General features: G+C 71.2%; 21 protein-coding genes and 1 tRNA gene. 10 read left to right on the top strand and 12 right to left on the bottom strand.

Annotation, left to right across the window (positions count from 1 at the left end; translation table 11 throughout):
• Positions 1 to 30: 30 nt before the first annotated feature.
• Both STTU_RS35920 and STTU_RS18910 read left to right on the top strand, forming a co-directional pair.
• Positions 31 to 1,986, top strand: a complete 1,956-nt coding sequence (locus STTU_RS35920) for a PQQ-binding-like beta-propeller repeat protein (RefSeq protein ID WP_267881230.1) — start codon at positions 31 to 33, stop codon at positions 1,984 to 1,986.
• A gap of 309 nt (positions 1,987 to 2,295) precedes the next feature.
• Positions 2,296 to 2,991: a response regulator transcription factor gene (locus tag STTU_RS18910; RefSeq protein ID WP_007825787.1), complete on the top strand. Its 696-nt coding sequence runs from the start codon at positions 2,296 to 2,298 to the stop codon at positions 2,989 to 2,991.
• A 100-nt stretch (positions 2,992 to 3,091) separates the two neighbouring features.
• On the opposite strand, the gene STTU_RS18915 is transcribed toward STTU_RS18910, so the two are convergent.
• Both STTU_RS18915 and STTU_RS18920 read right to left on the bottom strand, forming a co-directional pair.
• The gene (locus STTU_RS18915) at positions 3,092 to 3,457 is read right to left on the bottom strand and encodes a hypothetical protein (RefSeq protein ID WP_007825788.1); all 366 of its coding nucleotides are present in this window, start codon (positions 3,455 to 3,457) and stop codon (positions 3,092 to 3,094) included.
• Positions 3,458 to 3,503: 46 nt separating this feature from the next.
• Positions 3,504 to 5,171 (bottom strand): sodium:solute symporter family protein, encoded by a 1,668-nt coding sequence (locus STTU_RS18920; RefSeq protein ID WP_007825790.1) that lies wholly within the window; start codon positions 5,169 to 5,171, stop codon positions 3,504 to 3,506.
• A 325-nt stretch (positions 5,172 to 5,496) separates the two neighbouring features.
• Here STTU_RS18920 and galT point away from each other — a divergent pair, with 325 nt between their 5' ends.
• The 4 genes from galT to STTU_RS18940 all read left to right on the top strand — a co-directional run bounded on the left by galT (position 5,497) and on the right by STTU_RS18940 (position 9,804).
• Positions 5,497 to 6,591, top strand: coding sequence for a galactose-1-phosphate uridylyltransferase (galT, locus tag STTU_RS18925; RefSeq protein ID WP_007825795.1), 1,095 nt, complete (start codon positions 5,497 to 5,499; stop codon positions 6,589 to 6,591).
• Between the two features lie 34 nt (positions 6,592 to 6,625).
• Positions 6,626 to 7,597 carry a UDP-glucose 4-epimerase GalE gene (gene galE, locus STTU_RS18930; RefSeq protein ID WP_007825797.1) on the top strand — a complete coding sequence of 324 codons (972 nt, stop codon included), beginning with the start codon at positions 6,626 to 6,628 and terminating at the stop codon, positions 7,595 to 7,597.
• The gene (gene galK, locus STTU_RS18935) at positions 7,594 to 8,823 is read left to right on the top strand and encodes a galactokinase (protein WP_043255685.1); all 1,230 of its coding nucleotides are present in this window, start codon (positions 7,594 to 7,596) and stop codon (positions 8,821 to 8,823) included. The genes galE and galK overlap by 4 nt, the downstream gene beginning before the upstream one ends.
• A 246-nt stretch (positions 8,824 to 9,069) precedes the next feature.
• Complete coding sequence (locus STTU_RS18940) at positions 9,070 to 9,804, top strand: LuxR C-terminal-related transcriptional regulator (RefSeq protein ID WP_007825801.1); 735 nt, start codon at positions 9,070 to 9,072, stop codon at positions 9,802 to 9,804.
• A gap of 321 nt (positions 9,805 to 10,125) precedes the next feature.
• On the opposite strand, the gene STTU_RS18945 is transcribed toward STTU_RS18940, so the two are convergent.
• Positions 10,126 to 10,623, bottom strand: coding sequence for a MarR family winged helix-turn-helix transcriptional regulator (locus STTU_RS18945; RefSeq protein WP_007825803.1), 498 nt, complete (start codon positions 10,621 to 10,623; stop codon positions 10,126 to 10,128).
• A 100-nt stretch (positions 10,624 to 10,723) separates the two neighbouring features.
• On the opposite strand from STTU_RS18945, the gene STTU_RS18950 reads away from it, so the two are divergent.
• The 3 genes from STTU_RS18950 to STTU_RS18960 are packed head-to-tail and all read left to right on the top strand — an operon-like array spanning position 10,724 to position 12,352.
• The gene (locus STTU_RS18950; RefSeq protein WP_007825805.1) at positions 10,724 to 11,119 is read left to right on the top strand and encodes a RidA family protein; all 396 of its coding nucleotides are present in this window, start codon (positions 10,724 to 10,726) and stop codon (positions 11,117 to 11,119) included.
• A gap of 23 nt (positions 11,120 to 11,142) precedes the next feature.
• Entirely contained in the window at positions 11,143 to 11,955 is an 813-nt protein-coding gene (locus STTU_RS18955; RefSeq protein ID WP_007825807.1) for a trans-aconitate 2-methyltransferase, read from the top strand.
• Between the two features lie 13 nt (positions 11,956 to 11,968).
• A complete protein-coding gene (locus STTU_RS18960) occupies positions 11,969 to 12,352 on the top strand; it encodes a hypothetical protein (RefSeq protein WP_007825809.1) in 384 nt (127 codons plus the stop codon).
• Here STTU_RS18960 and STTU_RS18965 read toward each other — a convergent pair.
• The 3 genes from STTU_RS18965 to STTU_RS18975 form a co-directional block, all read right to left on the bottom strand.
• The gene (locus tag STTU_RS18965) at positions 12,324 to 12,923 is read right to left on the bottom strand and encodes a Uma2 family endonuclease (protein ID WP_234019268.1); all 600 of its coding nucleotides are present in this window, start codon (positions 12,921 to 12,923) and stop codon (positions 12,324 to 12,326) included. The two genes, STTU_RS18960 and STTU_RS18965, sit on opposite strands and share 29 nt — an antisense overlap.
• 188 nt (positions 12,924 to 13,111) lie before the next feature.
• On the bottom strand, positions 13,112 to 13,714 hold the full coding sequence (locus tag STTU_RS18970) for a TetR/AcrR family transcriptional regulator (protein ID WP_043255687.1): 603 nt from the start codon (positions 13,712 to 13,714) through the stop codon (positions 13,112 to 13,114).
• A gap of 133 nt (positions 13,715 to 13,847) precedes the next feature.
• A complete protein-coding gene (locus tag STTU_RS18975) occupies positions 13,848 to 14,831 on the bottom strand; it encodes an acyl-CoA desaturase (protein WP_007825812.1) in 984 nt (327 codons plus the stop codon).
• Between the two features lie 424 nt (positions 14,832 to 15,255).
• On the opposite strand from STTU_RS18975, the gene ppc reads away from it, so the two are divergent.
• Entirely contained in the window at positions 15,256 to 17,997 is a 2,742-nt protein-coding gene (gene ppc / locus STTU_RS18980) for a phosphoenolpyruvate carboxylase (protein WP_007825813.1), read from the top strand.
• A gap of 138 nt (positions 17,998 to 18,135) precedes the next feature.
• Here the strand turns inward: ppc and pth are convergent, their stop codons facing one another.
• From pth to STTU_RS32485, 6 genes are all read right to left on the bottom strand, one after another.
• Complete coding sequence (pth, locus tag STTU_RS18985; protein WP_007825815.1) at positions 18,136 to 18,744, bottom strand: aminoacyl-tRNA hydrolase; 609 nt, start codon at positions 18,742 to 18,744, stop codon at positions 18,136 to 18,138.
• Between the two features lie 106 nt (positions 18,745 to 18,850).
• Positions 18,851 to 19,444: a 50S ribosomal protein L25/general stress protein Ctc gene (locus STTU_RS18990; protein WP_007825817.1), complete on the bottom strand. Its 594-nt coding sequence runs from the start codon at positions 19,442 to 19,444 to the stop codon at positions 18,851 to 18,853.
• 245 nt (positions 19,445 to 19,689) lie between these two features.
• Positions 19,690 to 20,673 (bottom strand): ribose-phosphate diphosphokinase, encoded by a 984-nt coding sequence (locus tag STTU_RS18995; protein WP_007825819.1) that lies wholly within the window; start codon positions 20,671 to 20,673, stop codon positions 19,690 to 19,692.
• Between the two features lie 141 nt (positions 20,674 to 20,814).
• On the bottom strand, positions 20,815 to 22,263 hold the full coding sequence (gene glmU, locus STTU_RS19000) for a bifunctional UDP-N-acetylglucosamine diphosphorylase/glucosamine-1-phosphate N-acetyltransferase GlmU (protein ID WP_078519008.1): 1,449 nt from the start codon (positions 22,261 to 22,263) through the stop codon (positions 20,815 to 20,817).
• A gap of 132 nt (positions 22,264 to 22,395) precedes the next feature.
• A tRNA-Gln gene (locus STTU_RS19005) sits at positions 22,396 to 22,467 on the bottom strand.
• Entirely contained in the window at positions 22,453 to 23,190 is a 738-nt protein-coding gene (locus STTU_RS32485; protein ID WP_007825821.1) for a terminase gpP N-terminus-related DNA-binding protein, read from the bottom strand. The genes STTU_RS19005 and STTU_RS32485 overlap by 15 nt, the downstream gene beginning before the upstream one ends.
• Between the last annotated feature and the right edge of the window lie 45 nt (positions 23,191 to 23,235).

Genomic DNA, 23,235 nt, shown 5'->3' on the forward strand with positions numbered 1-23,235 from the left:
GGGGCGCGAGCCCGCCACGAGGTAGCGCTGATGACTCAGCCGCCCCAGCCACCGCCCCGGCCCCCGCACGAGCCTCCGGGCGGCGAGCCCCCGCAGGACACCCCGCCCGGTTTCGGCCCACCCGCACCGCGCGGCGGCTCCGGCACGCCCCCGCCACCGGCGGAAGGCCCCGGTACGGCTGAGGGCACGGGTACGGGTAAGGGCACGCCGCCCCCGGCCCCCGCCACGCCCCCCGCAGCACCCGGCACCCCGCCCCCCTCCGCCGGTTTCGGCCCACCCCCCACGCCCTCCGCACCTCCCGTCCACGGCACCCCGCACCCCGCCCCGGCCCCACCCGCCTACGGCACCCCGCACCCCGCCCCCGCCCCCGCCTACGGCGCCCCCCACCCCGGCCCCGCCCAGGGCGGTCAGGCCGCCTACGGCTACCCGCACCCCGCGCCCCCGTACGCGACCGCCCCGTACACCCAGCAGGGATACGGCGCCGGTCAGCCGCCCACCGCGCCCAGGCGCCGCCGTCCCGGGCCCGTGTTCTGGATCATCGGGGCGACCGTGCTCGTCATCGCGCTCATCGTCGGCGGCGGCGTCTGGTACGCGAACTCCGGCACCGACGCGACCCCGGTCGCGAAGGACAAGGACGACAAGAAGGACAAGGACGGGAAGGGCGACGGCACCGGCACGGACGATCCGGCGGCGGGCCCCGCGAAGGAGAAGGCCCCGGCCGATCCCTCGGCCCGGCAGCTCTTCAGCGTGCCGATGATCTACACCGGCGCCGGCTCGCGGGTGTACGAGCTGCCCGGTTCCTGGCTCACCGACAAGGTGTACGCGAAGACCGGGCTCTCCGAGATCAACGGCTACGACGCCGTGGCGGGCAACCGCGTGTGGAACCTGAAGCTGCCGGGCCCGGTGTGCTCGGCGAGCGGCTTCCAGTCCGACGAGGGACTCACCGCCGTCCTGCACAAGAGCGCGCGGCCCACGAAGGACGACGGGGGCCAGTGCGACCGGATCACCGTGTTCGACGTGCGCACCGGCAAGACGGTGTGGACGAAGGGCGTGGGCTCGGGCGAGGGCAGCGCGGTCTTCACCGAGGTGACCGTCGGCGGCGGCACCGTCGCGGCGGGCGGCTCTCGCGGCGGCTACGGCTGGGACCTGGAGTCCGGCGACCAGGTGTGGTCCCCGAAGCCGGGTGACGAGTGCTACGACGTCGGCTACCAGGGCGGCAGCGGCGGCCTCGCGGTGATCCGCAAGTGCACGATCAACACCGACCAGGACCAGTTGTTCGTCCAGAAGCTCGACCCGAAGGACGGCTCGGTCAGCTCCGAGTACAAGATGCCGCCCGGCATCGACTTCGCGCACATCCTCTCCGTCAGCCCGCTCGTCGTCGGCGCCGACGTCAACGAGGCGGCGGAGGACGGCTCCGGCATCTCCGACTTCTTCTCCATCGACGGGCGCACCGGCACGCTCCGCGCGCGCTGGCCCGCCGACGCGAAGACGTACGGCGCCTCGTGCGACGCGGTCGCCGTCTCCGGCTGCGCCAACTTCGCGGTCGGCGGCGACCGGCTCTACGTGCCGACGGAGGAGCACCAGGGCAAGAAGGAGGCGTACTCCCGCACCAACGAGATCGTCGCCTTCGACCTCGCCACCGGCAAGCTCACCGGCCAGCGCCTCGACGCGGGCGAGGACTGGGAGCTGCGCCCGCTGCGCATGGACGGCCCCCGACTGCTCGCCTACCGGGCCGGGCCCTACGACCAGGGCAGCCAGGTCGTCTCGGTCGACACGAGGACGATGAAGACCGAGGTGCTCCTGAAGACCCCGGACGACCAGCGCAGCGGCAGCACCATCCGCCACTTCGTGCACGAGTTCTCCGAGATCCTCTTCGCGAACGGCCGCCTGTACTTCGGGCAGACCATGCCCGAGGAGGAGAAGAAGCCGGTCGACCCCGAGGAAGGCGTCCCCTACCTGGCGCTGTCCTTCGGCGGCACGCACTGAGGCCGGGTACCGAGGCGCGCGGGCCGCTGTCCGCGCGCTGAGGAGGCCGCACGGTAGGGGGCGGGGGCGCGCGCAAGGGCGCCCCCGCCCCCGTACGCGCTGCCCTTCCGCGCCCGTACAACTCTCACGTCCACACGCAACACCCCCGAAAAGCGGGGGATTTCAGCATTACGGGGCACTTCTTCACCGGAGGGGGCGCGCGAGGTCGAACATCCGTGTAGCTTCCGGTGCACGACGGACCGGCCGGGGGACAGCCCCGGCGGGAGCGGGGTCGGGACGCGGGGACTCGGGGGGACGCGGGGGATGCCCATGGGAGTGCGGCTCATGGTGGTCGACGACCACCGCTTGCTCGCGGAGGCGCTCGCCTCCGCGCTGAAACTGCGCGGGCACCGGGTGCTCGCCGCCGCGGCCCCCGCGGCGGGCGCCGCCGACCTCGTGGTGAGCCGGGCGCCGGAGGTGTGCCTGCTCGGCACGGCGGCCCCGGCCGAGCCGGGCGCCTTCGACCCGGTCGCGAAGATCCGCAGGGAGCGCCCGCAGATCGCGGTGCTCGTCCTCGGCCCGGTGCCGAGCCCGCGCGGTATCGCGGCGGCGTTCGCGGCCGGGGCGTGCGGTTACGTACGGCACGACGAGCGGATCGAGGGCGTCGAGCGGGCCATCATGAAGGCCCGCGCGGGCGAGGTGGCGGTGGCCCCCGGGCTGCTCCAGGGCGCCTTCGACGCGCTGCTCCACCCGGAGGCCGAGCCCGACGACGAGGGCAGACGCCTCCTGCACCTGCTGACCCGCCGCGAGGTCGAGGTCCTGGCCCGGGTCGCCGAGGGCGAGGACACCCGCCTCATCGCGGCCGGTATGGGCATCGCCCCCTCCACGGCCCGTACCCACGTCCAGCGCGTCCTGATGAAGCTCGGCGTCGGCTCCCGCCTCGAAGCCGCCGCCCTCGCCGCCCGCACCGGCCTCCTCGACCACGCCCTTCCCCTCCTCGGCCCCCGGCACACCGGCACCGACTGACGGCGGCCGGGCACGCGAGACAGCACCCCCGGGCAGCGGAAAGGGGCCGCCCCGCCGGGCGCACCCGGGCGGAACGGCCCCCACACTCGTCGGACCGCCGCTACTCCTCGCGGTGGAGGTCCTCGACGATCTCCTCGACCGGCGGCGGCGTCTGCGGGCGCCACACCATCCAGGCCAGGAACAGCAGGCCGAGGACGAGCATGCCGAGGCCCGTCCACAGGTTGATGTTGATGTCCTGGGCCTTGGCGAGGTCGGCGTCCGAGGCGGTGATGCCGGAGATCGTGACGATGATCCCGTAGACCGTGAAGAGGCCGCCGATGATGAGCCGCACGTCGAAAAGGCGGCTCGCGGTGGCGGATTCGCGCTCCAGCCGCTCGACGGCCTGGATGTCGTCGAGGTTCGCCGGCTTGTGGCCGTGCGGGGTTCCGGGGGTGTTGTCGTCTCTGGGGTTGCTGTGGTCGCTCATGGTCGGTTCGTCCTTGCCGGGTCAGACGGTGAGGGCTCGAAGGGGCTCACAGGGAGAACGGGATGTAGCACAGGGCCGCCAGGATCAGCGCGCCCCAGCCGAGCAGCGCCGGCTTGCGGTACCAGGCGTCGTCGCCCTCGGCGGGCGGCTCCTCGACGCCGGGCGACTTCGTCCCGTACACGAGCCCCTGCAGTTGCGCGGTGGGCTTCGGCTTCGTCACCATCGTCACGACGACCATGACGACCGCGCCCACGACGAACGCGACGATCGAGGAGACGAAGTTGGCTCCCTGGTCGCTCGGGATGCCGATGACGCCCTGCTTGTAGAACCAGAAGTAGTTGACCATCGCGGCGACGGTCCCCGAGAGCAGCCCCCAGAACCCGGCCGCGCCGGTCGTCCGCTTCCAGAACATCCCGATGATGAACACCACGAACAGCGGGACGTTGAAGAAGGAGAACAACGTCTGGAGGTAGTTCATGATGTTGCTGAAGCTGGAGGCGATGAACGCCGTCCCGATGCCGATCACGACGCCGACGGCCGTCACGACGCGGCCGACCTTCAGGTAGTGCCGGTCCGGCATGTTCGGCTTGAGGTAGGGCTGCCAGATGTCGGTCGTGAACACCGTGTTGAACGAGGAGATGTTCGCCGCCATCCCGGCCATGAACGCGGCGAGCAGACCGGTGACGGCGATGCCGAGGACACCGTTGGGCAGCAGGTCGCGCATGAGCAGCGGGATCGCGTCGTTGTACTGGAAGTCGCTGCCCTTCTGGCCGAGCGACGGCTCCAGGATGAGCGCGATGAGGCCCGGGATGACGACGATCGCGGGGATGAAGATCTTCGGGAAGGCCGCGATGAGCGGCGTGCGCTTGGCGGCCGAGAGGTTCTTCGCGGAGAGCGCGCGCTGCACCTCGGCGAAGTTCGTCGTCCAGTACCCGAAGCTCATCACGAAGCCGAGACCCAGCACGATGGTCAGCCAGTTGGCGCCCAGCGGGTTGTCCGAGCCGATCCCGGTGTTCTGCCAGGCCGTGAGGAAACTGTCCCCCTTCGAGGCGTCCAGCTTGTCCGTGATGCCGCCCCAGCCGCCGACGCGCTTGAGGCCCACGATCGTGAGCGGGATGAGCGCGGCGAGGATGACGAAGAACTGGAGGACCTCGTTGTAGATCGCCGAGGAGAGGCCGCCGACCGTGATGTAGACGAGGACGAAGGCGCCCGAGACCACGATCGCGACCCACTGCGGCCAGCCCAGCAGCGCCTCCAGGACGATCGCCATCGCGTACAGGTTCACGCCCGCGATGAGCACCGAGGACACCGCGAAGATGATCGACGACAGCAGGTGCGAGGACTTGCCGAAGCGGTGCAGGAGAAACTCCGGCACCGAGCGGACCTTCGAGTTGTAGTAGAAGGGCATCATCACGAGGCCCAGGAAGACCATCGCGGGGATGGCCCCGATCCAGTACCAGTGCACGGTGTAGGCGCCGTACTGCGCGCCGTTCGCCGCCATGCCGAGGATCTCCGTGGCGCCGAGGTTCGCCGCGACGAAGGCGAGACCGGTCACCCAGGCGGGCAGGGAGCGCCCGGAGAGGAAGAAGTCGAGGCTGGTCTTCACGCTGCGCCGCGCGGCGAAACCGATGCCGAGGACGACGACGAAGTACAGCGCGAGGATCGTGTAGTCCAGCCAGTTGGTCGGGAGTCTGAGCCCGTCCGCAAGGTACATGGGGGAACTCGCTTTGTGCGTTGGGGAGGGGGAGGAAAGGGAGGAAGGGATGGCGGGGACGCCGGGGGGTGGTGCTTCGGACGGGGGTGCGCGTGCCCGCGCTCGCGCGCGATGAACTCCTCAGGTGGTGTTCTTTGTTCGATCGTGATGTTCTCTTGGCGATGGTTGGCCCCTGTATGGCGCAGGTGGCGTCCCTCGTGGCGTAGTGCCTGCCCGTAGACGTGGTTTGTTATGTTGAATTATGTTCGTTACGAGGTGACGGTGCGACGGACGACGCGGCGGCGCCCCACCCGCGTGCGGCGATTCGCCAGAAAGAACGGTTGCCTTGAAGAAGACCCCGACCCGGCTCGCCGACGGCCGCGAGCTGATCTACTACGACCTCGACACGACCGACGCCGTGCGCGACGCCGTCGACAAGCGCCCCCTCGACCCGATCAGCACCGCCTCCGAGGTGCGCCGCGACCCGCTCCTCGGCGACGCCGTCGCGATCGCCTCGCACCGCCAGGGCCGCACGTACCACCCCCCGGCCGAGCTGTGCCCCCTCGACCCGACCCGCGGCGGCGAGCACCTCACGGAGATCCCCGCCTCCGACTACGACGTCGTCGTCTTCGAGAACCGCTTCCCCTCGCTCTCCGGCCCCACCGGGCGCTGCGAGGTCGTGTGCTTCACCTCCGACCACCACGCCTCCTTCGCCGACCTCGACGAGACCCGGGCCCGCCTCGTCCTCGACGCGTGGACCGACCGCACCGCCGCCCTCTCCCGCCACCCGGCCGTGCGCCAGGTCTTCCCCTTCGAGAACAGGGGCGAGGAGATCGGCGTGACCCTCGCCCACCCCCACGGGCAGATCTACGGCTACCCCTTCACCACCCCCCGCACCGCCCTCATGCTCCGCTCCGCCGCCGCGCACAAGGCCGCCACCGGCGGCGGGAACCTCTTCGACCACGTCCTCGCCGAGGAACGCGCCGCCTCCGAACGCGTCGTGATCGAGGGCGCCCACTGGACCGCCTTCGTCCCGTACGCCGCCCACTGGCCCTACGAGGTGCACCTCTACCCGCACCGCCGCGTCGCCGACCTCACCGAACTCGACGAGGCGCAGCGCGCCGAATGGCCCGTCATCTACCTGGACCTGCTGCGCCGCTTCGACCGCCTCTTCGGACCCGACGCCGGACGCACCCCGTATATTTCCGGCTGGCACCAGGCACCGTTCCTCACGCCCGAGGAGTACGCCGCGTACAGCACGGGCGCGGGCGGACCGCTGGAACGGGCGGACTACGGGCTGCACCTGGAGCTGTTCACGATCCGCAGGACCGTGGACAAGCTGAAGTACCTCGCCGGCTCCGAGTCCGGCATGAGCGTCTTCATCAACGACGTGCCGCCGGAGAAGGCGGCCGAGCGACTGCGAGAGGCGGCGCACGCGTGAGCTGCGGCCAGCGACTTCGGAAGGACGGGCACGCATGAGCGGCCACTACCTCGTCACGGGCGGGGCCGGCTACGTCGGCAGCGTCGTCACGGCGCACCTGCTGCGCGCGGGGCACCGGGTCACGGTCCTCGACGACCTGTCCACGGGCTTCCGGGCGGCGGTCCCCGAGGGCGCCGCGTTCATCGAGGGCCGCATCCAGGACGCCGCCGCGCTCCTGCCCGACGGACTCGACGGCGTCCTCCACTTCGCCGCGTCCTCGCAGGTCGGCGAGAGCGTCGAGAAGCCGGAGAAGTACTGGGGCAACAACGTCGGCGGCACCCGCGCGCTCCTCGACGCGATGCGCGAGAAGGGCATCGGCCGCCTCGTCTTCTCCTCGACCGCGGCGACGTACGGCGAACCCGTGAACACCCCGATCGTCGAGACCGACCCGACGATCCCCACGAGCCCGTACGGCAACACGAAGCTCGCCGTCGACCACATGATCGCCGACGAGTGCCGCGCCCACGGCCTCGCCGCCGTCTCGCTGCGGTACTTCAACGTCGCGGGCGCCTACGGCGACTTCGGCGAGCGCCACGACCCCGAGTCGCACCTCATCCCGATCGTCCTCCAGGTCGCCCAGGGCCGCCGCGCCGCCGTCTCCGTCTTCGGCGAGGACTACGCGACCCCGGACGGCACGTGCGTACGCGACTACATCCACGTCGCCGACCTCGCCGAGGCCCACCTCCTCGCCCTCAAGGCCGCCGCCGGGAGCACGCACCTGATCTGCAACCTCGGCAACGGCACCGGCTTCTCGGTCCGCGAGGTCATCGAGGCGGCCCGCAAGGTCACCGGGCACGCGATCCCCACCGAGAGCGGACCGCGCCGCGCGGGCGACCCGGCCGTCCTCGTCGCCTCGGCGGAACGGGCCCGGCAGGCGCTCGGCTGGCAGCCCTCCCGTACCGACCTGACCGGCATCGTCGCCGACGCCTGGGCCTTCGCCCAGCAGCTCGCGGAGGCCGCCCGATGAGCGACCTCATCCCCGGCCAGGGCAACGGCCCCGCGCCCGCGCAGGACACCGCCCTCCCGCAGGACACCGCCCTCGCACACGCCGACGAGGTCGCCGCCGGGTTCCGCGAGCTGTACGGGAGCGAGCCCGAGGGCATCTGGGCGGCCCCGGGACGCGTCAACCTCATCGGCGAGTACACCGACTTCAACGGCGGCTTCGTCATGCCGCTCGCGCTCCCGCACACGGCGGTCGCCGCCGTCAGCGCCCGCACGGACGGGGTGCTGCGCGTCCACTCGGCCGACATGGAGGGCCCCGCGCTCCGCCTCGACCTCGCGACGCTCGCGCCCGGCGCCGACACCGGCTGGGCCGGCTACCTGACCGGCGTCGTCTGGGTCCTGCGCACCTCCGGCTACGACGTCGGCGGCGCCGACATCCACCTCGCCTCGACCGTCCCCACGGGCGCCGGGCTCTCCTCCTCGGCCGCGCTCGAAGTCGTCACGGCGCTCGCGCTCGACGACCTCTTCTCCTTCGGCATCGACCGCGCCGAACTCGCCCGGATCGGACAGCGCGCGGAGAACGACTTCGTCGGCGTCCCGACCGGGATCATGGACCAGACCGCCTCGGCACGCTGCGCCGCCGGGCACGTGCTCCACCTCGACACCCGCGACCTGAGCGCCCGCCAGGTCCCCTTCGACCTGCCCGCGCACGGCCTCGACCTGCTCGTCTTCGACACGCGCGTGCAGCACGCCCTCGGCGACGGCGCCTACGCGGAACGCCGCGCGGGCTGCGAGGAGGGGGCGCGCCTCCTCGGCGTGGACCAGCTGCGGGACGTGCCCTTCGAGACCTTGCCGCAGGCGCTCGAAAAGCTCGACGACGAGCGCGTGCGCCGCTACGTGCGGCACGTCGTCACGGAGGACGAGCGCGTCGAGAACGTCGCGCGGCTCCTCGACGCGGGCGAGATCCGGGCCGTGGGCCAGGTCCTCACGGAAGGCCACCGCTCGCTCCGCGACGACCTGCGCGTCTCGGCCCCCGAACTCGACCTCGTCGTGGAGACGGCGGTACGCGCCGGGGCGCTCGGCGCCCGCATGACCGGCGGCGGCTTCGGCGGCTCGGCGATCGTGCTGGTCGACGCGGGGCTGGCGGAGCCGGTGAAGGCCGAGGTCCGCCGGACGTTCGCGGAGGCGGGACACCGGGAGCCGAGGGTGTTCTCGGCGGTGCCGAGCGAGGGCGCGCGCCGCGTCCGCTGACCCCCGGGCGGGGCGGCGATGCCCCGTGAGAGGGATGGCGGGTCACCGTGAGAGGGACGGCGGTGCCCCCTGAGAGGGACGACGGCGCACCGTGAGAGGGGTGGCGGGTCACCGCCGTCCCGCAGGCCCCCTCGGCCGGGGGTGTTTCGGGCGGGAATCGGGGAAATCCTCTCCTGGGAAGAGCCCACGTCCGTACTCTGAGGCGGGGTCACCTCCGTCAAGGGACGGAGGGAGGGGGAGGCCGGGATGCGTACGAGGGTGCTTGTCGTCGACGACCACCGGATCTTCGCGGAGTCGCTCGCCGCCGCGCTGGCGGCCGAGCCGGACGTCGACGTGGGCGCGGCGGGCAGCGGCCCGGCGGCGCTGCGCAGCCTGGAACGCGCCGCGACCGAGAAACGCCCCTTCGACGTCGTCCTCGTCGACGCCGACCTCGGCGTGGGCCCCGTCCCCCGCCAGCCCCGCCCGCAGGGCGCCCCCGCCGCGGAGGAGCCGCTCGACGGGATCTCCCTGGTGGGCGGCCTGCGCGCGACCCAGCCCGGCGTGCGCACGGTGGTCCTCGCCGAGCGCGACGACCCGCGCCGCGCGGCACTGGCCCTCCAGGCGGGGGCGAGCGGCTGGGTCGCGAAGGACTGCTCGCTCTCCCGGCTGCTCACGGTCGTACGCGGAGTGCTGCGCGACGAGACCCACCTCCCGCCCGCGCTGCTCACCGGCGTCCTGCGCGAACTGACGGCGGCCCGCCGCCACCGCACCGAGTCGGAACGCCTGGTCGAGTCCCTGACCCCGCGCGAACGCGAGGTCCTGCGCTGCATGGTCGCGGGCCTCGGCCGCAAAGCTGTCGCCGACCGCCTCTACCTCTCCCCGCACACGGTCCGCACCCACATGCAGAACGTCCTCGGCAAGCTCGGCGTCCACTCCACACTGGCGGCGGTGGCGCTGGCGCGGAGGGCGGGAGTGGGGCCGGTGGATCAGCGGGTGGGGTGAGGGGGGCAGACCCGACCGTTCTTCCGAGGCGGACAGACTCGACCGTTCTTCGGACGCGGACAGACTCGACCGTTCTTCGGACGCGGACAGACTCGACCGTTCTCCCGAGGCGGACAGACCCGACCGTTCTCCCGACGCGGACAGACCCCACCCTCCCAAAGGGGAGGTGGGCCACCCGCTGCCATCAATTCTTCCGGCTCGCCCACACCCCTCCCGACCACAACCGCGAATCTGTGGATAACTTCGCGAAACCCAGAAAACCTCTCACACTTTCGAGTGAGGACCGTTTTCCGGACAGGGGCCGCCGACCGCCGCCGACCGTCAGTTCGGAGTGTTGTCGAACGGCGCCGTGAGCTGGCGGAGAAGATCGGCCAAGTCCTGGCGCTGGGTGCGGCTCAGTTCGGAGAGCAGGGCGCGTTCCTGGGCCAGGAGTCCCGCGAGAGCCGCGTCGGCGACCTCGCGGCCCGAAGGCGTGAGACGGACCAGGACGCCGCGGCGGTCACTCGGGTCGGGGAGGCGCTCGACGAGGTTCTTCTTCGTGAGCCGGTCGATGCGGTTCGTCATCGTGCCCGAGGTGACGAGCGTCTGCGTGAGCAGTTGGCCCGGCGAGAGCTGATACGGCTGCCCGGCGCGGCGCAGCGCCGTGAGCACGTCGAACTCCCACGTCTCCAGGTGCAGCTCCGCGAAGGCGAGCCTGCGGGCCCGGTCCAGATGACGCGCCAGCCTGCTGACGCGGCTGAGCACCTCCAGCGGCTCCACGTCGAGGTCCGGGCGCTCCCTGCGCCAGGCCGCGACCAGCCGGTCGACCTCGTCCTCCATGCCCCCAGTGTAGTGGGTCGCTCGACGTGAAGTCTCTTGACGTCGAGATAACTCGGCTTCATGATGACAGCACACGATCCCCTGCCGAGGAGGTACCGTCGTGCCGCGCCACCACGTACGCCCCGAGGGCTCCCCGCCCGTCAACGGCTACAGCCACGCCGTCGCCGTACCGGGGCCGCTCGTCGTGGTCTCCGGCCAGGTCCCCCTCGACGCCGAGGGCGGACTCGTCGGCGAGAACGACACCGAGGCGCAGGTCCGGCAGGTGTACGCGAACCTCGCCACCGCGCTCGAAGCGGCCGGCTCCGGCCTCGCGCACGTCGTCAAGTACACCTTCTTCCTCACCGACCTCGCCCGCGACCTCCCCGCCCTGCGCGCGGTCCGCGACGAGCACCAGGACCCCGCGCGTCCGCCCGCCTCCAGCCTCGTCCAGGTCGCCGCCCTCGTGCACCCCGCCTTCCGCGTGGAGATCGAAGCGCTCGCCGTCCCGGCCGTCTGACCGGCCCGCGTCAGGAGTACGTCATGCCTCTCGCCCCCAGCTGGGACCCCGCCCAGTACCTGCGCCACGCCGACCACCGCACCCGGCCCTTCGCCGAGCTGCTCGCCCGCGTGCCCGACCCGGCCACCGAGCGGCCCCGCGTCGTCGACCTCGGCTGCGGTGCCGGGAACGTCACCGCGCTCCTCGCCGCCCGCTGGCCCGCCGCCCGCATCACCGGGCTCGACAACTCGCCCGCGATGCTCGACCGGGCCCGCACCGAGTACGCCGGGCCCCTCGACGGCGGTGGCTCCCTCGACTTCGCCGAGGCCGACCTCGCCGACTGGCACCCCGACCGCGGCTACGACCTCATCGTCTCCAACGCCGCCCTCCAGTGGGTCCCGGGCCACCTCGACCTGCTCCCCGCCTGGGCCGAGTCCCTCCACCCCGGCGGCACTCTCGCCTTCCAGGTCCCGGGCAACTTCGGCGCCCCGAGCCACGTCCTCATGCGCGAGACCGCCGCTCTGCCGCGCTTCCGCCCGCTCCTCGACGGGGTGCTGCGCCACGGCGACGCCGTCGCCGCACCCGCCGACTACCTCGCCCGGCTCACCGCGCTCGGCCTCGCCGCCGACGTCTGGGAGACCACCTACCTCCACCTCCTCACCGGCGAGGACCCCGTCCTCGACTGGGTCAAGGGCACCGGGCTGCGCCCCGTCCTCGACGCCCTCGCCCCCCACCCCGAGGCCCACGCCGACTTCCTCACCACCTACCGCGACGCCCTCCGCGCCGCCTACCCGGCGGGCCCGCACGGCACCGTCTTCCCCTTCCGCCGCCTCTTCGCCGTCGCCCACGCCGCCTGACCAGGGGGTACGAATGATCACCGCACTCGACCACGTGCAGCTCTCCGCCCCACCCGGCAGCGAGGACGCGCTCCGCGCCTTCTATGCGGGCGTCCTCGGCCTCACCGAACTCCCCAAGCCGCCCGCCCTCGCCGCACGCGGCGGCTGCTGGTTCGGCAGCGGGTCCGTCCAGCTCCACCTCGGCATCGAGGCGGACTTCCGCCCCGCCCGCAAGGCCCACCCCGGCCTCCGCGTCACCGCCATCGACGCCTTCGCCACCCGCCTCACCACCCACGCCATCCCCGTCACCTGGGACGACAACCTCCCGGGCCACCGCCGCTTCTACGCCGACGACCCGGTGGGCAACAGGCTGGAGTTCCTCGAACCCCTTACAGGGAGTCCACAGCGTCCCAGGTGATGTCGAGATCGACGTCGAACGGAGCCGAGACCTGGAGACGTTTGTGGTGGATGCCGGTCAGGCCGTACGCGCCTGTCACGGGGTCGAGCTCGTACGTGCGCACCACGGGGTGCGTGTCGTCCGGAGGCATCTCGACGAGCCAGAAGTGCGGGATGCCCGAGGCGGCGTACTTGCGCGGTTTGTACTGTTCGTCACGGCGCCGCGACTCGGGGGAGATCACTTCCACCGCCAGCACGACATCCGCGGCCGTGTACCGCGTCTTCTCCCTGGACACGGCCTCGGCACGCAGTACCGTGACGTCCGGCTCGGGTCCATTGGCCTCGTCCAGGATGACGGTCATTTCCCGGCGCACCCGGAACTGCCGCGGGGTCGTGTCGCGCAGTCCCGCGACCAACAGGTCGATCATCACGGAATGGGTGTCTCGCTGCGGACTCACGAAGATCAGGCTCCCGTCGAGCAACTCGGTGTGCGGCGGGAGATCGGGCAGCGTGAAAAGGTCCTCCACGGTCCACCCACCCGGGGGCGGCACCGGCCAGCGGTAACCAGCGTCCTGCGGGGAATCGGCGGTCATCGTTCCTCCCATGGACGCGAGTCTTGAGCGCTGGAGCCACGGTAACGGGCGCTTTGGCCGTGCGTCAGTACAAAGAGTGATCAACACCCCGAAGCTGACGCCCCAGCCCTCAGCCCCCAGCCCCCACCCCCGGACACCGGCCCCCAGCCCTCAGGCACCCGCCCCCCACGACCGCCCCGCACAGAACCTCACTGCCGCCGGTGCCCTATCAGCCTCGGCTTCTGCTCCAGCCCGTCCAGTCCGTGCCACGCCAGGTTCACCAGGTGTGCCGCGACCTCCGCCTTCTTCGGCTTGCGGACGTCCAGCCACCACTGGCCCGTCAGCGCGACCATCCCCACCAGCGCCTGCGCGTACAGCGGGGCCAGCTTCTGGTCGAAACCGCGGCTCTTGAACTCGCTGCCCAGGATGTCCTCGACCTGCGTCGCGATATCGCTGATCAGCGAGGCGAACGTGCCCGTCGACTGGGCCACCGGGGAATCACGGACCAGGATGCGGAAACCGTCCGTGTACGTCTCGATGTAGTCCAGGAGCGCGAAAGCCGCCTGTTCGAGCAGCTCCCGCGGGTGCCCCGCGGTCAGGGCACCCGTCACCATGTCCAGGAGCTGCCGCATCTCGCGGTCCACCACGACCGCGTACAGCCCCTCCTTGCCACCGAAGTGCTCGTAGACCACCGGCTTGGAGACCCCGGCCTTCGCCGCGATCTCCTCCACCGACGTCCCCTCGAACCCCTTCGCGGCGAACAGCGTGCGCCCGATGTCGAGCAGCTGTTCCCTGCGCTGCGCACCCGTCATCCGGGTACGGCGCGTCCGCCGGGACTTCTCCCCGCTCGTACCGGAGACACCCCTGCCGGAGACGCCCCTGCCGGAAGGACCTTTGCCGGGAACACCTGAGACACCTGAGACCGCATCCGTCGCCACGGTCCCATCATGCCGGTTCGGCCGCCTTGTCCCTGCGGCGGGAGCGAATGCGTTCCGCCGAGGGCCAGCGCACGTCGTGCACCCAGCCCGCCAGCTCCATCCAGCGGATGATGCGCGCCGAGGAGTCGATCTGCCCCCGCTCCACACCGTGCCGCGCCGAGGTCGGGTCCGCGTGGTGCAGGTTGTGCCACGACTCCCCGCACGACAGCACCGCCAGCCACCACACGTTCCCCGAACGGTCCCGCGAGCGGAAGGGCCGCTTGCCCACCGCGTGACAGATCGAGTTGATCGACCACGTCACGTGGTGCAGCAGCGCCACCCGGACGAGCGAGCCCCAGAAGAACGCCGTGAACGCCCCCCACCACGACCACGTCACGAGCCCCCCGACCAGCGGCGGCGTCAGCAGCGACACCAGCGTCCACAGCGCGAACTGCCGCGAGACGCGACGGATCGCCGGGTCCTTCACCAGGTCGGGCGCGTACTTGTGCTGCGGCGTCTGCTCCTCGTCGAACATCCACCCCAGGTGCGCCCACCACAGCCCCTTCATCAGGGCCGGCAGCGTCTCCCCGTACCGCCACGGCGAGTGCGGGTCGCCCTCCGCGTCGGAGAACTTGTGGTGCTTGCGGTGATCCGCCACCCAGCGCACCACCGGACCCTCCACCGCCATGGACCCCGCGATCGCCAGCGTGACCCGCACCCATCGCTTCGCCTTGAACGAACCGTGCGTGAAGTAGCGGTGGAAACCGATCGTGATCCCGTGGCAGCCCAGGAAGTAGAAGAAGACCATGAGGCCGAGGTCGAGCCAGCTCAGCCCCCAGCCCCAGGCCAGCGGCACCGCCGCGAGCAGCGCCGCGAACGGCACCACGATGAAGGCCAGCAGCGCGAACTGCTCCACCGAGCCCTTCCGGTCACCCCCCATCGTCGCCGCCGCGCCGCCGCCCGGCTGCTGCTCTTCCGTCCCCGCCTCGGCGGGCGATGCGGTCGAGGTCATATGAGCCCCTTGCGTGTGTCGAGGATTGTCTGTCCCGAAGGTCCCGCGACGGGCCGGCGCACGGCCCTTCCCCTACGCCTACCCACGGCGGGAACCGTGTGACGAGGTCGTGCGTGTGGGAAGCCGTGCGACCGGGAAGATCCCGTTCCGTAGACCCGTACACGTAGATACGCCCGAGCGACGGCAGACTCACGGCACCACGCCACGGCGCGGCCACGCACAGCTCCGCTCCTACGGATACGTAACCTACGGTGACGTAAGTATGGCAGCGCGCAGCGCCCCGGCAAGAGGCCGAACGCCCGTGCTACCACCGCGCCACCTATTGTGGGGACGGTCGGACAGCGCGGTCCGCTCGGAAACCCGCCCGGGCCCCACCGCCCGGGTTCCCTCCTCTTCAGCCACCACACTGCAAGGAGCCGCACCTGTGAGCAGTGCCGACGACCACCGTCTTCCCGCCCCGGCCGCCGCACCGGAACTGCGCGCCGACATCCGCAGGCTCGGCGACCTCCTCGGCGAGACCCTCGTCCGCCAGGAAGGCCCCGAACTCCTCGAACTCGTCGAACGCGTGCGCCACCTCACCCGCAGCGACGGCGAGGCCGCCGCCCGTCTGCTCGGGGAAACCGAACTGGAGACCGCGGCGCAGCTCGTGCGCGCCTTCTCCACGTACTTCCACCTCGCCAACATCGCCGAGCAGGTCCACCGCGGACGCGAACTGCGCGAGCGACGTGCCGAGGACGGCAGCCTCCTGGCCCGCACCGCCGACCGCCTCAAGGACGCCGACCCCGAACACCTGCGCGAGACGGTCGCCCACCTCAACGTCCGCCCCGTCTTCACCGCGCACCCCACCGAGGCCGCCCGCCGCAGCGTCCTCAACAAGCTCCGCCGCGTCGCCGAACTCCTCGACACCCCGGCGAACCCCGCCGACCGCCGCCGCGTCGACACCCGCCTCGCCGAGAACATCGACCTCGTGTGGCAGACCGACGAACTCCGCGTCGTCCGCCCCGAACCCGCCGACGAGGCCCGCAACGCCATCTACTACCTCGACGAACTCCACGCCGACGCCGTCGGGGACGTCCTCGAAGACCTCAGCGCCGAACTCGAACGCATCGGCGTCAAGATCCCCGACGACACCCGCCCCCTCACCTTCGGCACCTGGATCGGCGGCGACCGCGACGGCAACCCCAACGTCACCCCGCAGGTCACCTGGGACGTCCTGATCCTCCAGCACGAGCACGGCATAAACGACGCGCTCGAACAGATCGACTACCTCCGCGGCCTCCTCTCCAACTCCATCCGCTACACCGGAGTCACCGAGGAACTCACCGCCTCGCTGGAGAACGACCTCGCGCACCTGCCCGAGATCAGCCCCCGCTACAAGCGCCTCAACGCCGAGGAGCCCTACCGGCTCAAGGTCACCTGCGTCCGCCAGAAGCTGGAGAACACCAAGAACCGCCTCGCCAAGGGCACCCCCCACGAGCCCGGACGCGACTACCTCGGCACGAGCGAACTCCTCACCGACCTCGCCCTCGTCCAGGACTCCCTGCGCGCCCACCGCGGCGGACTCTTCGCCGACGGCCGCCTCAGCCGCATCATCCGCACCCTCGCCGCCTTCGGCCTCCAGCTCGCCACCATGGACGTCCGCGAACACGCCGACGCCCACCACCACGCGCTCGGCCAGCTCTTCGACCGCCTCGGCGAGGAATCCTGGCGCTACGCCGACATGCCCCGCGAGTACCGCGCCAAGCTCCTCGCCAAGGAACTCCGCTCGCGCCGCCCCCTCGCCCCCACCCCCGCGCCCCTCGACGCGGCCGGCGAGAAGACCCTCGGCGTCTTCCACACCATCCACCGCGCACTCGACGTCTTCGGCCCCGAAGTCATCGAGTCCTACATCATCTCCATGTGCCAGGGCGCCGACGACGTCTTCGCCGCCGCCGTCCTCGCCCGCGAGGCCGGGCTCATGGACCTCCACTCCGGCTGGGCCAAGATCGGCATCGTCCCGCTCCTGGAGACCACCGACGAACTGCGCGCCGCCGACACCATCCTCGACGACATGCTCTCCGACCCCTCCTACCGCCGCCTCGTCTCCCTGCGCGGCGACGTCCAGGAGGTCATGCTCGGATACTCGGACTCCTCCAAGTTCGGCGGCATCACCACCTCCCAGTGGGAGATCCACCGCGCCCAGCGCCGCCTGCGCGACGTCGCCCACCGCCACGGCGTACGCCTGCGCCTCTTCCACGGCCGCGGCGGCACCGTCGGCCGCGGCGGCGGCCCCAGCCACGACGCGATCCTCGCCCAGCCCTGGGGCACCCTCGAAGGCGAGATCAAGGTCACCGAGCAGGGCGAGGTCATCTCCGACAAGTACCTCGTCCCCTCACTCGCCCGCGAGAACCTCGAACTCACCGTCGCCGCCACCCTCCAGGCCAGCGCCCTGCACACCGCGCCGCGCCAGTCCGACGAAGCCCTCGCCCGCTGGGACGCGGCCATGGACCTCGTCTCCGAGGCCGCCCACACCACCTACCGCGACCTCGTCTCCGACCCCGACCTCTCGGCCTACTTCCTCGCCTCGACCCCCGTCGACCAGCTCGGCGACCTCCACCTCGGCTCCCGCCCCTCGCGCCGCCCCGACTCCAGCGGCGGCCTCGACGGACTGCGCGCCATCCCCTGGGTCTTCGGCTGGACCCAGTCCCGGCAGATCGTCCCCGGCTGGTACGGCGTCGGCTCCGGCCTCAAGGCCCTGCGCGAAGCCGGGCTCGACGGCGTGCTCGACGAGATGCACGAGCACTGGCACTTCTTCCGCAACTTCCTCTCCAACGTCGAGATGACCCTCGCCAAGACGGACCTGCGGATCGCCCAGCACTACGTCGACACCCTCGTCCCCGACGAGCTGAAGCACGTCTTCGACCTCATCACGGCCGAGCACGACCTCACCGTCTCCGAGGTCCTCAAGATCACCGGCGGCGAACAGCTCCTCGACTCCAACAAGCCCCTCCAGCAGACCTTCAACATCCGCGACGCCTACCTCGACCCGATCTCCTACCTCCAGGTCACCCTCCTCGCCCGCCAGCGCGCCGCCGCCGAGGCCGGCGAGGAACCCGACCCGCTCCTCGCCCGCGCCCTCCTCCTCACCGTCAACGGCGTGGCGGCGGGCCTCAAGAACACCGGCTGAGCACACCCGCGGGCACGGGCGGCACCCCGCCCCGCCCCCACGGGCGGGCACGGGCCGACCCCCGCCCCGCACACGCGACCGGCCCCGGCGACACCACGTCGCCGGGGCCGGCCCCGTATCCGTACCCGTGACAGCCCCTCAGGAGTTGTACGACCCCTGCGCCCGCTCCAGGCCCTGCGTCACCAGCGCCTCGACCGCGTCGGCCGCACGGTCCACGAAGTAGTCCAGCTCCTTGCGCTCGCCCGACGAGAAGTCCTTCAGCACGAAATCCGCCACCTGCATCCGCCCCGGCGGCCGGCCGATCCCGAACCGCACCCGGTGGTACGCCGGACCCATCGCCTTCGTCATCGACTTCAGCCCGTTGTGCCCGTTGTCCCCGCCCCCGAGCTTCAGCCGCAGCACTCCGTAGTCGATGTCCAGCTCGTCGTGCACCGCCACGACCCGCTCCAGCGGCACCTTGTAGAAATCGCGCAAGGCCGTCACCGGACCGCCCGAGAGGTTCATGTACGAGAGCGGCTTCGCGACCACCACCCGCGTACTCGACACCCCCGGCACCCCGAGCCGCCCCTCCACCACCTGCGCCTGCGCCCGCGCCGCGCGCTTGAAGCGCCCGCCCAGCCGCGCCGCGAGGAGATCGGCGACCATGAACCCCACGTTGTGCCGGTTGCCCGCGTACTCGGGGCCCGGATTGCCGAGCCCCGCCACCAGCCACGGCGCGTTCTCGTCCGCGCCCGCGCTCGCTGCCATTGCGTCCTCCACCGCTGTTGGTACGTACGACGACGGGGTGGCACGCCCACCGGACGCACCACCCCGCCACATCGATCCGTGAGAGCCCGCGGGCCCCCGCGAGGGCTCAGCCCTCCTCGGAAGCGCCCTCCTCGGCGTCCTCCTCGGCCGGGGCCTCCTCGGCCTGCGCGGCCAGGACCTGGATGACGACCGCGTCGGGCTCGACGGCGAGCGAGACGCCCTTGGGAAGCTCGATGTCCTTCGCCTCGATCGAGGCACCCGCCTCCAGGCCGGCGACCGAGACGGTCAGCTGCTCGGGGATGTGGGTGGCCTCGGCCTCGACGGGAAGCGAGTTGAGGACGTACTCCAGGAGGAACTGACCCGGGGCCAGCTCGCCCTCGGCGAGCACGGGGATGTCGACCTGGACCTTCTCGCCGCGCTTCACGAGGAGGAGGTCGACGTGCTCCAGGAAGCCCTTCAGCGGGTCGCGCTGCACGGCCTTCGGGATGACCAGCTCGTTCTTGCCGTTCAGCTCGATGGCGAGCAGCACGTTCGAGGTCTTGAGGGCCATCATCAGCTCGTGGCCCGGGACGGTCACGTGGACGGGCTCGGTGCCGTGGCCGTAGACCACGGCGGGCACCTTGCTCTCGCGGCGGATACGGCGGGCCGCACCCTTGCCGAACTCGGTACGGGTCTCAACGGCGAGCTTGACCTCGGCCATGGCTCTTCTCCTCAACAGACGGTTCACAGGGGCGGTCACCCGGCCACGAACGGCCTGCTACGAAGAGCGCGTCGATAACGGAGCGCCGGAACCACGTCCGGAAAACGGACGGGACGGCCTCCCTCGCCGAGCAACTCTCGCGAGTCTACCCGGCCGGGGGGCCGCCCCGGAAATCGATCACCTCAGGCCGCGAACCCCGGTGCAGAACCGTTCCTGCACCCGAGGCCGCACCCTCACCAGGGGCCTCAGCCCACCGGCTCCTCCTCGAAGAGGCTCGTCACCGAACCGTCCTCGAACACCTCACGCACCGCACGCGCGATCGTCGGCGCGATCGACAGCACCGTGATCTTGTCCAGCTCCAGCTCACCCGGCGTCGGCAGCGTGTTCGTCAGCACGAACTCACTCACCTTCGAGTTCTTCAGCCGGTCCGCCGCCGGACCCGACAGCACCCCGTGCGTCGCCGTCACGATGACATCCGCCGCCCCGTGCGCGTACAACGCGTCCGCCGCCGCGCAGATCGTCCCGCCCGTGTCGATCATGTCGTCCACCAGGACACACACACGGTCCTTCACGTCACCGACGACCTCGTGCACCGTGACCTGGTTCGCGACGTCCTTGTCTCGCCGCTTGTGCACGATCGCCAGCGGCGCGCCCAGCCGGTCGCACCAGCGGTCCGCGACACGCACCCGGCCCGCGTCAGGCGACACGATCGTCAGCTTCGAACGGTCCACCTTCGCGCCCACGTAGTCCGCCAGGATCGGCAGCGCGAACAGGTGGTCCACCGGGCCGTCGAAGAAGCCCTGGATCTGGTCGGTGTGCAGGTCCACGGTGAGAATCCGCGTCGCACCCGCCGTCTTCAGCAGGTCCGCCATCAGACGCGCCGAGATCGGTTCACGCCCGCGATGCTTCTTGTCCTGCCGCGCGTAACCGTAGAACGGCACGATCACGGTGATGGAACGCGCGGAAGCCCGCTTCAGCGCGTCCACCATGATCAGCTGCTCCATGATCCACTTGTTGATCGGAGCCGTGTGGCTCTGGATCACGAAGCAGTCCGCACCGCGCGCGGACTCACGGAACCGCACGTAGATCTCGCCGTTGGCGAAATCGAAGGCCTTGGTCGGAACTATGCCGACACCGAGCTGGTGCGCCACTTCCTCCGCCAGCTCCGGGTGGGCGCGGCCGGAGAAGAACATGAGCTTCTTCTCGCCGGTCGTCTTGATTCCGGTCACAGCACTTGTCTCCTCGGACGAGTTCTTTCGCTGCTGCACCCGTCGGGCATCCCGGACCCCATCACGACACCCAGAACCAACGAGCCAGCCGAATCGCGTGCATCTATCACGGTACGCCGTGAAGGACGCACCTGTTTTCGGTCAGCTTTCGCCTTCCGAACCCCGGGAGGAGTCCCCGGCGGCCTTCGCCGCCGCGCTCCCGGGACGCTTACGGGCCACCCAGCCCTCGATATTCCTTTGCTGGCCACGGGCCACGGCGAGCGCACCGGCCGGCACGTCCTTCGTGATCACCGAGCCCGCCGCCGTGTACACGCCGTCCCCGATCGTGACGGGTGCCACAAACATATTGTCCGAACCGGTACGGCAGTGAGAGCCGATCGTCGTGTGGTGCTTGTTCACACCGTCGTAGTTCACGAAGACACTCGCGGCCCCGATGTTCGTGTGCTCGCCGATCGTCGCGTCCCCCACGTACGACAGGTGCGGCACCTTCGTGCCCGCCCCCACGGTCGCGTTCTTCATCTCCACGTACGTGCCCGCCTTCGCGCCCGTCCCCAGCCGCGTCCCCGGACGCAGGTACGCGAACGGCCCCACGCTCGCCTCGGCGCCGATCTCCGCCCCGACCGCCACCGTGTTGTCCACCCGCGCGCCCGCGCCCACCACCGTGTCCGTCAGCCGCGAGTTCGGCCCCACCTCGGCACCGTCCTCGACCCGCGTCGCACCCAGCAGTTGCGTCCCCGGGTGCAGGATGACGTCCCGCCCGAAACCGACCGTCACGTCCACGAAGACGCTCGCCGGGTCCACCACCGTCACGCCCCCCAGCATCGCGGCCTCGAGAAGCCTCTCGTTGAGCACCCGGCCCGCCTGCGCGAGCTGCACCCGGTTGTTGATCCCCGCGATCTCCCGGTGATCGCCCGCGAGCGCCGCGCCGACGCGGTGGCCCGCCCCGCGCAGGATGCCCAGGACATCGGTCAGGTACTCCTCGCCCTGCGCGTTGTCCGTGCGCACCTGACCGAGCGCCTCGGCGAGCAGCCGCCCGTCGAAGGCGAAGACCCCCGAGTTGATCTCCCGGATCGCCAGCTCCTCGGGGCTCGCGTCCTTGTGCTCCACGATCGCCGTCACGGCGCCCGAGCCGTCCCGCACGATGCGCCCGTAGCCGCTCGCGTCGGGCATCTCGGCGGTGAGGACGGTGACGGCGTTGCCGTCGGCGGAGTGCGTACGGCACAGGGCGTCGAGCGTCGCGCCGGTGAGGAGGGGCGTGTCGCCGCACAGCACGACGACCGTGCCCTCGACGGTGCCGCCCAGCTCGGCGAGCGCGGTGCGGACGGCGTGGCCCGTGCCGCGCTGCTCCTCCTGCACGGCGGTACGGACCGCCGCGTCGCTCTCCGCGAGGTGCGCGGTGACCTGCTCGCGGCCGTGGCCGACGACGACCACGACCTCCTTGGGCTCCAGCTCGCTCGCGGCCTGGAGCACGTGGCCGACGAGGGTGCGGCCCGCGAGGCGGTGCAGGACCTTGGGCGTGGCGGACTTCATGCGGGTGCCCTCACCCGCTGCGAGGACGACGACGGCTGCCGGGCGATTGGTGGCACTCACGAGCGGGCCCTTCGGCTTCGGTGCGGATGACACGCGAACAATACCGGGGGGTGTGCGGGGGAACGCGGGAAAGGCCCTGACCTGGGGGGTCAGAGCCTTGTGGGGTGGTTCGGGGGGAGGCGCTCGAATGTGCTCCCCCGCCAGGACTCGAACCCGGACATAAGGCACCAAAAGCCTCAGTGCTGCCAATTACACCACAGGGGACTGCATAGGGGGTGAATCGGGCATTTCGACCACCCGTCTGTGCGCGCCCCCTACTATGCCGTACCAGGCCCGCTCCATGCGACGGTACAAATCATTGCTTTTCGTTACGTAGACGACGAGGCAACCCCGATAGTTGTCGCCGGTGTTCCGGCGATTGGTCAGTGGGTTGTGGCGCTTGACGGTGGTGCGGTTGAAGTCCTCGGCGGGAACCCCTGTCAGCTCTGCCCAGAACGCTTTCGCCCGCGCGGCGTCGGCGGTCTCGTGGATCGCCACGTGGAGGCGCCAGCGGTCTCGTGCGACATCGTTCAGTTCCAGCCAGCGCAGGAAGACGAGGATGACGTCGGGGTCGCTGTTGGTGAACTGAATCGCGCGACGGCCGGGGTGCCCTTTGTCCTTCATGCCCTCCGCCCAGTACAGCGCGACCCCGGCCGTCCGCAGCTGCTCGTCGGACAGCACGTGGGCTGTCGTGCGGGCGGTCGCGAGGGCGTCCCGGTGTTCCTTCTCGGCCTCGGCCAGCGAGCGGAGCCGTACGGACCGCATGTGATCCATGTGCGCCGCGACATCCCGCGCCGGTCTCGGCAGGTCCCTCACCCACAGCGACACCGAACTCTTCGCGCAGCCCACCTCCTCCGCGATCCGGTCGTAGGTCCATCCCTTCAGGTGAAGTTCTCGTGCCTTTTTCCGTGCGTCTGTGCGTGCCGCGACCATGAGGGCGATCTTCATGGCGGAATCACAGGTTCCGGCACGGTTCGGGTGGCTTTCGCCTGA

This window comes from Streptomyces sp. Tu6071 (genome assembly GCF_000213055.1).
In the GTDB taxonomy this organism is placed as follows: domain Bacteria; phylum Actinomycetota; class Actinomycetes; order Streptomycetales; family Streptomycetaceae; genus Streptomyces; species Streptomyces evansiae.

Coding starts and splice junctions, on each gene's coding strand:
- STTU_RS35920 (WP_267881230.1), top strand. CDS start 31: ATGACTCAGCCGCCCCAGCCACCGCCCCGGCCCCCGCACGAGCCTCCG.
- STTU_RS18910 (WP_007825787.1), top strand. CDS start 2,296: ATGGGAGTGCGGCTCATGGTGGTCGACGACCACCGCTTGCTCGCGGAG.
- STTU_RS18915 (WP_007825788.1), bottom strand. CDS start 3,457: ATGAGCGACCACAGCAACCCCAGAGACGACAACACCCCCGGAACCCCG.
- STTU_RS18920 (WP_007825790.1), bottom strand. CDS start 5,171: ATGTACCTTGCGGACGGGCTCAGACTCCCGACCAACTGGCTGGACTAC.
- galE (WP_007825797.1), top strand. CDS start 6,626: ATGAGCGGCCACTACCTCGTCACGGGCGGGGCCGGCTACGTCGGCAGC.
- galK (WP_043255685.1), top strand. CDS start 7,594: ATGAGCGACCTCATCCCCGGCCAGGGCAACGGCCCCGCGCCCGCGCAG.
- STTU_RS18940 (WP_007825801.1), top strand. CDS start 9,070: ATGCGTACGAGGGTGCTTGTCGTCGACGACCACCGGATCTTCGCGGAG.
- STTU_RS18945 (WP_007825803.1), bottom strand. CDS start 10,623: ATGGAGGACGAGGTCGACCGGCTGGTCGCGGCCTGGCGCAGGGAGCGC.
- STTU_RS18955 (WP_007825807.1), top strand. CDS start 11,143: ATGCCTCTCGCCCCCAGCTGGGACCCCGCCCAGTACCTGCGCCACGCC.
- STTU_RS18960 (WP_007825809.1), top strand. CDS start 11,969: ATGATCACCGCACTCGACCACGTGCAGCTCTCCGCCCCACCCGGCAGC.
- STTU_RS18965 (WP_234019268.1), bottom strand. CDS start 12,923: ATGACCGCCGATTCCCCGCAGGACGCTGGTTACCGCTGGCCGGTGCCG.
- STTU_RS18970 (WP_043255687.1), bottom strand. CDS start 13,714: ATGACGGGTGCGCAGCGCAGGGAACAGCTGCTCGACATCGGGCGCACG.
- STTU_RS18975 (WP_007825812.1), bottom strand. CDS start 14,831: ATGACCTCGACCGCATCGCCCGCCGAGGCGGGGACGGAAGAGCAGCAG.
- pth (WP_007825815.1), bottom strand. CDS start 18,744: ATGGCAGCGAGCGCGGGCGCGGACGAGAACGCGCCGTGGCTGGTGGCG.
- STTU_RS18990 (WP_007825817.1), bottom strand. CDS start 19,444: ATGGCCGAGGTCAAGCTCGCCGTTGAGACCCGTACCGAGTTCGGCAAG.
- STTU_RS32485 (WP_007825821.1), bottom strand. CDS start 23,190: ATGAAGATCGCCCTCATGGTCGCGGCACGCACAGACGCACGGAAAAAG.